Annotated in this window: 7 protein-coding genes; 6 read left to right on the top strand and 1 reads right to left on the bottom strand. The window is 44.8% G+C overall.

Annotation, left to right across the window (positions count from 1 at the left end):
* Positions 1–37: 37 nt before the first annotated feature.
* Positions 38–1,198 carry a FecR family protein gene (locus D8S85_RS07045; protein ID WP_106480093.1) on the bottom strand — a complete coding sequence of 387 codons (1,161 nt, stop codon included), beginning with the start codon at positions 1,196–1,198 and terminating at the stop codon, positions 38–40.
* 615 nt (positions 1,199–1,813) lie between these two features.
* On the opposite strand from D8S85_RS07045, the gene D8S85_RS07040 reads away from it, so the two are divergent.
* From D8S85_RS07040 to D8S85_RS07015, 6 genes are all read left to right on the top strand, one after another.
* Positions 1,814–3,205, top strand: a complete 1,392-nt coding sequence (locus D8S85_RS07040; protein ID WP_106480092.1) for an aminopeptidase P family protein — start codon at positions 1,814–1,816, stop codon at positions 3,203–3,205.
* An 18-nt stretch (positions 3,206–3,223) separates the two neighbouring features.
* Complete coding sequence (gene dnaN / locus D8S85_RS07035) at positions 3,224–4,348, top strand: DNA polymerase III subunit beta (RefSeq protein WP_106480091.1); 1,125 nt, start codon at positions 3,224–3,226, stop codon at positions 4,346–4,348.
* A 250-nt stretch (positions 4,349–4,598) separates the two neighbouring features.
* Positions 4,599–5,375: a 3'-5' exonuclease gene (locus D8S85_RS07030; RefSeq protein WP_106480090.1), complete on the top strand. Its 777-nt coding sequence runs from the start codon at positions 4,599–4,601 to the stop codon at positions 5,373–5,375.
* Positions 5,376–5,953: 578 nt separating this feature from the next.
* Positions 5,954–6,607, top strand: a complete 654-nt coding sequence (locus D8S85_RS07025; protein WP_127074912.1) for a hypothetical protein — start codon at positions 5,954–5,956, stop codon at positions 6,605–6,607.
* Between the two features lie 258 nt (positions 6,608–6,865).
* Positions 6,866–7,915 (top strand): efflux RND transporter periplasmic adaptor subunit, encoded by a 1,050-nt coding sequence (locus D8S85_RS07020; protein WP_106480088.1) that lies wholly within the window; start codon positions 6,866–6,868, stop codon positions 7,913–7,915.
* 9 nt (positions 7,916–7,924) lie between these two features.
* A complete protein-coding gene (locus tag D8S85_RS07015) occupies positions 7,925–10,960 on the top strand; it encodes an efflux RND transporter permease subunit (RefSeq protein ID WP_106625004.1) in 3,036 nt (1,011 codons plus the stop codon).
* Positions 10,961–11,006: the final 46 nt, after the last annotated feature.

Raw genomic sequence — 11,006 nt, 5'->3', positions numbered from 1 at the left:
GGACGTGCTGCCAACATGTCCCGTTTCTATTTTCAGATTACTGGATATATATGTTTTTTCCCTCCTTTCTGCACTTGACCACGTGCGTTTCTTCAATCAATTTCAGCACTTTGTCTATGTTTTCATAACGCGATGTCTCGATAGTGAATTTCCGTTGTTTCAGGCTTTCTTTTTCGAAAATGACGTTAAATTCGTACCAGTGCGATAATTCCTGCATGATTTCTCCGAGTGGTTTCTCGTCGAAATAAAACATATCCCGCACCCATGCCGTGACGACGTGCGTGTCCACCTTTTTTACTTCGATCCGGGAGTTGCCCGGTGTGGTGATGGCTTGTTGGCCGGGAGCAATAATGGTTGTCGACAGTCCATTGCCGATCTCCACTTTCCCGTTCACGAGGGTCGTTGCTACATTCCCGTCGGGAGCGGAAGCATTCACGTTGAAGGTGGTTCCCAACACGGTGACCGTGGTCCCCGCGGTTTCAACGACGAAACGGCGAGCGGTATCGGGTGTTACTTCCAGATAGGCTTCTCCCGTCAGGCGGATTTTTCGTTCTTTCCCCTTGAATTGAACGGGATAGGTCAGAGTACTTTCGGAATTGAGTTTCACGGTAGTGTTGTCGGAAAGACGAACGGTGTATTCCCCGTATTTTGGAACGATGATCGTGTGATAGATTTCATCGATTTCTGTCGTCTCTTTTTCCGCGGTGGCATAATCGATTTCCTGTTTTTCCGCGAATAAAGCAGCATTATTTTTCAATGCCTCTACGGAAGATTGCGGGTCGTCCAGCATGATTTTATTCCCGTTTCCCAGTACAAGTTGTACGGCAGAAACGGGGCGGGGAGAAGTAATTATTTCTTCGTTCGGTTGTGTAAGATAGTAATATGTCCCTGTGATGGCAAGAACTAGCACGGCGGCAGCGGCTACCAAGCGGTAAAGGGTACGTTGGAATTGTTTGCGGGTTCTTTGACCGGTACGGTATTTTTTCTCGAATAGATTCCAACTATCCGCGGCGGATGGCGAGGTGGCGGTATTCTTGTTACATGATTTTTTGTATAGTTGTTCGTAGAAGGCTTTGTTCTTTTTGTCTCTTTCCACCCATGCCAAGAGTCGCCGTTCCTCTGATTCGGGCAGGATTCCCAAACGCTGGAGGGCAACGAGGCGGGCTACTTCTAATTTTGATAAAATATCTTTTTCCATCTTTCCTTTTATTTCTTGTGGAATATCCAGTTTTCATTATGAATACGGATGAGGGTGAAAACCGGGTGAGTCAATTTTAGATTTTTTTTGATACTTATATACCACTTTACAATGAAAACCGAAGTAAACTTTTCCCAGATAATACGCGATTGTCTTCCGTGGCATATTCGATGTTCTTAGGGATTAAAGACGTATCAAAGACGAATCAAAGACGTTACAAAGACGTTCGTGAACGTCCCTGACACCTCTCCGTGGCGAAATGAATGGGTGCTTGTCTTAGAAATGGATTCCTTATCCATTGGATCACGAATGGTAAATATACCTTCTTGCCTGCAGGAGTAAACATCTCACAACAAAATTGTATATAACTGCCTAAAATTTTTAGTAAGCTATTAAAACCTTATTCTTTTAGGAGAATGATGATAACCAAGCATAGCTTAACGCTAGGGGAAGGCCTGGCATTACCCAAGGTAATAATCTCCCGATGTTTAGCGACGGGATAAGGAACTCGTTTTTTGGATTAAAATGGATTTTTGAATTGTGACATTGAAAAAAAATTTATACCTTGTCAACTCATTTTGACAAGGAAAATTAATCATTAAATGAATAATAAATATGTTTGATAAAAGCGTGTATATAAATAGAAGAAAGCAACTTATCGACAAGATGAGTGGCGGCTTGGTGTTGATATTGGGTAATGAGGAAGCTCCTGCAAATTATCCGTCCAACACGTATAAATTCCGTCAGGATAGTTCATTCCTTTATTTCTTTGGATTGAATATGCCCGGGTTTGCCGGGTTGATGGACGCGGATTCCGGGGAAGTTTGTCTGTACGGAAACGACGTGGATATGGACGATATTATCTGGATGGGACCGCAACCGAGCGTGAAGGATTTGGCTGCCAGCGTGGGTGTGACTTGTTCCGCTCCTTTCTGTAAACTGGCCGAGGCTTTGAAAGAGGCTATCAGTCAAGGTCGAAAGATTCATTTCTTGCCGCCTTATCGTTATCACAACATGTTGTTGCTGGAGGATTTGCTGGGTATTCATCATTCGCTGATCAAGAATTATTCTTCTTTGGAATTGATCAAGGCCGTGGTGGCTTTGCGTTCCGTGAAAGAGGCTTGTGAGATCGAGCAAATTAATCTGGCTTGTAACATCGGTTACGAGATGCATGTGGCTGCCATGAAACACGCGTTGCCGGGACAAAAAGAGCAGTACATTGCCGGGTTGATCGAGGGAATTGCCGCTTCGTACGGAAGTTTGGTTTCTTTCCCCGTGATTCTTTCACAAAATGGCGAGACGTTGCATAATCACGATCATAGCAAGACGTTGACCGTGGGACGTATGATGTTGACCGATGCCGGAGCGGAGAACAACATGAATTATTGTTCTGATTTTACCCGTACGGTTCCCGTGGGCGGACGTTTCGATCAGCGTCAAAAGGATGTATATAATATTGTATTGGCTTGTAATAACAAGGCGATGGAGATTGCCCGTCCGGGAGTAACGTATCAGTACGTGCATCTGGAGGTATGTAAGGTTTTGGCCCAAGGGTTGAAAGATCTTGGCTTGATGAAGGGAGATGTGAATGCCGCTGTGGCTGCCGGGGCTCATGCTTTGTTCATGCCTCACGGGTTGGGTCACATGATGGGATTGGACGTGCATGATATGGAGGATTTGGGACAGATTTACGTGGGATATGACGACGAGACTCGCCCGATCAACCAGTTCGGTACTTCTTCCTTGCGTATGGGACGTAAGTTGCAACCGGGATTCGTGGTTACCGACGAGCCGGGGTGTTATTTCATTCCCGCGTTGATCGACCAGTGGAGAGAACAGGGATTGCACAAGGAGTTCTTGGTGTATGACAAGATCGAGACGTACAAGGACTTTGGTGGAATCCGTTTGGAAGATGATATTTTGATCACGGAGAACGGGTGTAAATGTATGGGAGACCATCGGGCTCCGATCACCGTGGAAGAGGTGGAAAATACGATAAATGGATAAAAATTATAAAGAGCAGATATGAGATTTGTTGTATCAAGTAGTAGTTTTTTGATGCGGTTGCAGGCCGTGAGTAAGGTGATCAGTGGAAAACCTGCACAACCGATTCTGGATAATATTCTGTTGGTTGCCAAGGATGATATGTTGTATGCCACGGCTTCCGACAAGGAAACGACGATGGAGGCCAAGATCGAATTGGATAACCTGGAGACTCCGGGAAGTATCACGATCCCGGCGAAGTTGTTGCTGGATATATTGAAAGAGTTCCCGGAACAACCCTTGACGTTTGATATTAACACGGGAACGAACGAGGTGAAGATTATCTCGGATAAGGGAGAGTTTTCCGTGCCGGGAGAGAGTGCCGAGGATTACCCGGTGCAATCCGGAATGGACGAGAGTGTGAACACGATAACAACGAATTGCGGTATGTTATTGGAGGGGATTACCCATACGGTTTTCGCCACGGCAAATGATGATTTGCGTCCGGTGATGAACTGTATCTTGATGGAGATGGGACCGGAGAATTTTACGTTCGTGGCTTCGGATGCTCATAAGCTGGTACGCTACAAACGTTTTGATGCCAAGACGGATGGGGATCAGTTTGCATTGATCTTGCCGAAGAAGCCGTCGTTGTTGTTAAAGAATATATTACCGAAGGATGATAGCGAGTTGCGTTTGCAATTCAACGAGAAGATGGCTTGCTTCACGTTCGGAAATTACAAGATGGTTTGCACGCTGGTGGAAGGACGTTTCCCGAACTATAATTCCGTGATCCCGCAGAATAATCCTAAAAAGGTTATTATCGAGAAAAAGGAGTTGTATAATTCGCTGAGACGGGTTTCCGTGATGGCCAATCAAGCTAGTAACTTGGTGAAGTTTGACTTGACCAATGGAACGATCGTGATTTCCGCCCAAGACGTGGATTATGCCATGTCCGGACACGAAACGATTACTTGCCAGTACGAGGGAGAGGAGATCGCCATAGGATTTAAGTCGCCTTTTGTACAAGAGATATTGGTCAACCTCAATACGGAATCTCTGGTGTTGGAGTTGTCCGATCCGAGTCGTCCGGGATTGTTCTTGCCTTACGAGAATGAGAACGAGAACGAGGATTTGTTGATGTTGTTGATGCCGATGATGGTTTAATCAGTAAGGCGAGATTTTCGCCTTACCGATTAAACTAATTTAAAATTTGGAGTTTAGAATTTAGAATGGAAAAATTACCCTCTCCAATTCCTCTTTACACGAGGGGAGAGGAACGCGATAGGGTACTATGATGTAGCAATGCAGCGTGTTCTCTCCTGTGCAAGGGGGAGTTAGAGGGGGTAATTAAAGCGTAGGCTTCGTGTGGTTGGAATCTGAAATCTAAAATCATTCAATCTAAAATTAGTAAGTTTTGGAATTAAAATTGACTAACCCGATTGTATTCTTTGATTTGGAGACAACGGGTATTAATATCGCGAAGGACAAGATCGTGGAAATTTCTGTTTTGAAGGTGATGCCGAACGGGAAAGAGGAACAGAGAACGATCCGGGTGAACCCGGAGATGCATATACCGGAACAGGCGTCTGCTATTCACGGAATTTATGATGATGACGTGAAGGATTGTCCGACGTTCAAGGAGATTGCCAAGGATTTGGCCCGTTTTATCGAGGGGTGTGATTTGGGAGGATATAATTCAAATCGTTTTGACATTCCGTTGTTGGCAGAGGAGTTTTTACGTGTAGACGTGGATTTCGATATGCGAAAACGGAAGTTCGTGGATGTACAGACGATTTTTCACAAGATGGAGCAACGTACGTTAAGCGCTGCATATCGTTTTTATTGTAACAAGAATTTGGAAGATGCCCACACGGCAGCTGCCGATACCACGGCGACCTATGAGGTGTTGAAAGCCCAGTTGGATCGCTACAATGACACGTTGGAGAACGACATCGCTTTCCTAAGTAAGTTTTCTACACAGAATAACACGGTGGATTTTGCCGGATTTATCATCTATAACGAAGAAGGGGTGGAGGTATTTAATTTCGGGAAAAATAAAGGAGTTCCCGTGGTGAAAGTGCTGAAAGAGCAACCCGGTTATTTTGCATGGATGTTGAACGGGGAGTTCCCGTTGTACACGAAAAAGATTTTGACCGAGATCCGTTTGAGAACGGCTGGTTTGGTGAAATAGGGTTATCATTTTTTTTACAACTACCTACCCTAACTCTTTTTTACACAAGAGGGAAGACCGCTTGGTAATCAACTCTCCCCCTGTGTAAGGGAGAGTTGGTGGGGGAAGCTATTTCTTTCCTAAAGGGACTTTTCTGCGCCCTCGTTTAAACTTGTGTATAAGTACCATTTTTTACATGGTATGCTTAAAAATATTTTATTCCCATGTAATCCTTTTCTCTAACGATCGTGTATTTATATATAGAACATATGTTTAAAGGTAGAATAATATTAATTTCAAATTCAGATAGATGATCGTGTTTATCTGAATTTGTACAAATCATAAAAATCATGTTCATTAATAACTACAGTAGGATATTTAGAACAAGTACATGGTTCCTGGTTGTTTTTTTCTTGGGTTGTTATTCTCTATCAACGCATGCTGAAAATAGGAAATGTAAAAAAGTGAACAACGATAATGTCATGTTCCAAGGCAAAGAAGCCGGAGTTTCATTTCCTATTTGGTTGTTGAACCAAATACTGCACCAGCATATACCGTTTCGTGTTAATCTCACGGAATCAGATCTGTTATTTAGTAACATGGCTTATTTGAACAACATTTCACGCAAATGTGATTTCGAGACTGATTTTTGGGTAACCAAAAGAGGAAAAATTAAAAATTGCGTTGTTGAAAACCTTTCTGATACGGCTCTTGTAAACGAAATAAAACGAGTGGTATCAATGTCACGAAATTGGAAAGCGAGTCGAGAAAATGGTAAAAAAGTAACTTCCAGTTTGGCTTTCTCTATCAGTTTGAACACAAAAGGTGATCTTGTCATGCTTGATGAAGGACCAAAATGGGGAGAACCGGATAAAAGATTTTACGGGAAAAGATACAACTTGACGAGGTATATTCACCAAGTTGCCATGCACATTTATTCTAAAAACAGCTATAGCGTGGAAAAGATTGAATATCCCGTGAATGCCTCTCCCGTATTAGGAAGTATAAAATTTAGTTTTATAGTAGATAAAGAGGGTTATTTTTCAAATTTAAAATATGCAGATGATTTATATCACAGGCAAATTGCACCTATTATTACAGGACAAATGTTCCCGGGACGTTTATTTAGCACCGAAGTAAAATGGGCCCCGGCAATCTTAGACGGGAAACCTGTGAGTGTACAGGTGAAGGCCATTATAGATTACGATAGTAATGAATTTTCTTGGGACTGCTTTGTGCTTGATGAAGAATAAAATAAAGATAAGGTAGTGTCAGAATATTAAATTCTTCTATCTTGTTGTTTTGCCCATAGAATACAACTTTGTCTATTTATTTTCGTATACGAGTCAGGTTAATGATCAATAAGATTGTTAGGGTAGCGTATCGGGTCGAGGGGAATGGACTCTAATTATTAAGTTATTTGTTAAAATGTTCGATGAATTCATCCATTACTATTTAATCGAGTGATGGGGTGATAAATAATTTGTAAAATAAATAAGAAGGTTTGTTTTATGGGATTTAAATGGATTCTTTATGTTTTGGTTGTTCTTTTGTGGAGTGGCTGCCAAGGGAAAAAGGATAACGCGTATCAGGACATTGTACGTCCTGTGAAAGTGGTAAATGTAGAGTCACTAGGGGCTATCAATAAATTATACACGGGTGTTGTGGAGGCTGAAGAATATAGTAATTTGGCGTTTAAGTTGTCCGGGCCATTGATAGCGATGAACGTGGACGAGGGGCAGAAAGTGAAAAAGGGGCAGGTGATTGCGGCGGTTGACCCGTTGGATTATCGCTTGCAGTTTGAGGCGAATAAGGCGGCTTATTTGACGGCTAAATCTCAGTTGGAACGGAATAGAAGATTGCTTTCCATGCAGGCGATTTCACAACAGGAGTACGAGATTGCCGAGGCGAATTATATAAGAGGTAAATCGGCTTACGAGACATCGGTAAACACGCTGGAAAACACGAAATTAAGAGCTCCTTTTGACGGGTTCGTGGAGAAGAAGTTCGTGGAGAATTACCAGAAAGTGAATCCGGGCGAGTCGATTGTCAAGTTGGTTAACCCGAACAAGCTGGCTGTTGGTTTTACGTTGCCGGAAACGAGTGTTGATTTGACACGCACGCCCATGACGGTGACCGTGGAGTTTGACACTTACAAGGGGTTATGGTTCAAGGCAAAGGTGAAAGAATTTATCGATGCCTCCCCTGATGGGACGGGTATTCCGGTGAAATTGGTGATTGACGATTCCCGGTTTTCGAGGGACAAGCATAATATATATCCCGGTTTTTCTTGTAAAGTAAATTTGAAGATTGAAACTCCGGTGGAGGGTAATTATATTGTACCGATGAGTGCTTTGTTCAGGAATCCCACCTCGAACGAGACGTGTGTTTGGGTGTATGACCCGAAGACGGAAACGGTGACCAGCCGGACCGTGGAGATCGGGCAGTTGTTTGGGAGTGATAAGATTATGGTGCAGAAGGGGCTCACGGATGAGGATTCGATTGTCGTGGCAGGAGCGAATTATATAACGGAAGGTCAAAAGGTGAAGTTGCTTAAATAGGTTGATATGATGAATATAGCTAGATATTCGCTGGAAAACACGAAGGTGGTTTATTTCTTTTTGGCCATATTGTTAGTCGGGGGAGTTTTGTCTTTCGATCTGCTGGGGAAAAAGGAGGATTCGCCTTTCGTGATTAAAACGGCGGTCCTTATAACGAGATTCCCGGGGACCACACCTAATGAGGTGGAGCAGTTAATCACGGAGCCGATCGAGCGGGAAATTCAATCCATGCGCCGGGTTTATAAGATCAAATCGGATTCCTATTACGGGATGTCTAAAATACAAATCGAGTTGAACCCGGCAACCCCACCGGAGGAGATGCCCCAGATGTGGGACGAGTTGCGGCGTAAGGTGCTGAATATACAACCTTCATTGCCACAGGGGGCCTCGATGATCAGCGTGTCGGATGACTTCGGCGATGTGTTCGGAATATATTACGGGCTGACGGCCGGAGAGGGTTTTTCTTATCACGATTTGCGGGAGTGGGGACAAAAGTTGAAGACCCAGCTTGTTTCCGTGGACGGGGTGCAGAAGGTGGCCCTGTACGGTGAACAGACGGAGGTGGTGAACGTGTTTATCTCCATGTCGAAGTTGGCAAATTCGGGAATTGATTTGAACTCTTTGATACAGACGATCAAGTCGCAGAATTCCTTGATTAACACGGGAGAGAAACGGGCGGGGAGTTTGGAATTGAAGATATTGGCTGACGGGACGTACAAGACGTTGGATGATATTCGTAACCAGCTGATTGTAACCCAGGCGGGACAACAGGTCCGGCTGGGGGATATTACCACGATTGAAAAAGGATACATGGATCCGCCGAGTAGTTTGATGCGGGTGAATGGAAAACGGGCTATCGGCATCGGTATTTCGACCGATCCGGAGCGTGACGTGGTGAAGACGGGGGATAAGGTGAAGGAGCGGTTGAGACAGTTGGAGGAGTTGATGCCTGTGGGGATCGAACTCGTGACTCTTTACCCGGAGAACGAGATCGCGCGGGAGGCAAACAATGGTTTCCTGTTGAACCTGGTGGAGTCCGTGGTGATCGTGATCTTTATTATTTTACTGGTGATGGGGACTCGTGCCGGGTTACTGATCGGTTCGTCGTTGATTTTCTCGATTGGTGGTACGATGCTGATTATGCAGTTTATGGGGGTCGGGTTGAACCGGACATCGCTGGCGGCCTTTATTATCGCGATGGGGATGTTGGTGGATAATGCTATCGTGGTGACGGATAATGCTCAAATATTGATTAGGAAGGGTATGCGTCGGCGGGATGCTTTGATCAAGGGGGCGACGGTTCCGCAATGGGGATTGCTGGGGGCCACGCTGATTGCTATATTTTCTTTTTTGCCCTTGTATTTGGCGCCTTCTTCCGTGGCGGAGATGGTGAAACCGTTGTTTATCGTGTTGGCGGTTTCGTTGGGATTAAGTTGGATTCTGGCGTTGACGCAGACGACCGTGTTCGGTAATTTTATATTGAAGGAGAGTTCCGGAGATTCGAGTAAAGATCCTTACGATACGAAGTTTTATAATAAGTTTGTTTTTGTGTTACGGGGATTGATTAAGCGCAAGGTGATCACGATGGTCTCGGTGGTCTGTTTATTCTTGGTGGCCATGTATATCATGGGGATTATGCCACAGAATTTCTTTCCGAGTATGGATAAACCTTATTTCCGGGCAGATTGTTTTCTGCCGGAAGGGTTCAGTATTCGTGAATCGGAGGATATGATGTCGGATATTGAGGCTTATTTGCTGGAGCAGGATGAGGTGGTGAACGTGTCGGTGACGATCGGGGGATCGCCATTGCGGTATTATCTGGCAAGCACGTCTTTTGGACCGAAGGCGAATTTCGGGAATTTGTTGATCGAAGTGAAGAAAAAGGAGCAGTCTCCGGTGGTGGAGGAGCGTTTGAATACTTACGTGCGGGAGAATTATCCGGATATGTTGATCCGTTCTTCTTTGTTCAAGTTGTCTCCGGCGGTGGAGGCCGCTATCGAGATCGGATTTATCGGGGAGAACGTTGACACGCTTGCTGCCTTGACGGAACGGGCGATGGATGTCATGCGGGAATGTGACATGGTGACGGATATTCGAAGTAGTTGGGGAAATCAAGTTCCCGTTTGGGAACCGGCCTACTCGCAAGAACGGGGACAACGCCTGGGGATTACCCGCCAGTCGGTGGCTTACGCTTTGAAGATTGCCACCAATGGGTTGGCCATCGGGGACTTCCGGGAGAAGGATTTGTTTATGCCGATATTGTTGAAGGAGGATGGGTTTGATAGTAAGAATTTAGATAACATGAAGACGCTGCCCGTGTTTGCCACGCAAGGGTTCACGGTGCCTCTGGCACAGGTGGTGGATAGCTTTGCTTATGATTATCATTATAACGTGATCAAGCGGTATAATCGGGATCGGGTGATGATGGCGCAATGTGATCCCAAACGGGGAGCCAATACGAAAGCAGCTTTCACGGAAGTATGGGACAAGGTGAAGCGTATGGAGATGCCGGAAGGGTACCGGATGAAAATATTTGGGGAGGAGGAAAGTCAGGTGGAGTCCAACGAGGCTTTGGCAGCCAATATGCCGTTGACGTTTATCTTGATGTTTGTCGTGTTGTTGTTGCTTTTCAGAACATATAGGAAACCGATGGTTATATTGCTGATGGTGCCGTTGATTTTTATCGGGGTGGTCTTTGGTTTGCTGGTGATGGGAAAAATGTTTGACTTTTTCGCTTTACTGGGCGTGTTGGGATTGGTCGGGATGAATATTAAGAATGCGATTGTACTGGTGGACCAGATCGGTATCGAACAGGAGAACGGGTTGGCCCCGCTGGATGCCGTGTTGCAGGCCACGAAGTCAAGAATCGTTCCGGTAGCCATGGCTTCGGGTACGACGATATTGGGTATGCTGCCCTTGTTGTTCGACGCGATGTTTGGCGGTATGGCAGCCTGTATCATGGGGGGCTTGTTGGTAGCCAGTTTATTGACTATCGTGGTGTTGCCCGTGACGTATTGTTTGATATTCGGGATAAAAGCGGAGTGATTTGGATTTAAGATTTAAGATTTAGGATTTTAGATTTTCAGTTCTC

The sequence above is a fragment of the Butyricimonas faecalis genome (genome assembly GCF_003991565.1).
GTDB lineage: Bacteria > Bacteroidota > Bacteroidia > Bacteroidales > Marinifilaceae > Butyricimonas > Butyricimonas faecalis.
The sequence above is the reverse complement of the archived record's forward strand: the minus strand, read 5'-3'. Positions and strand labels throughout refer to the sequence as shown.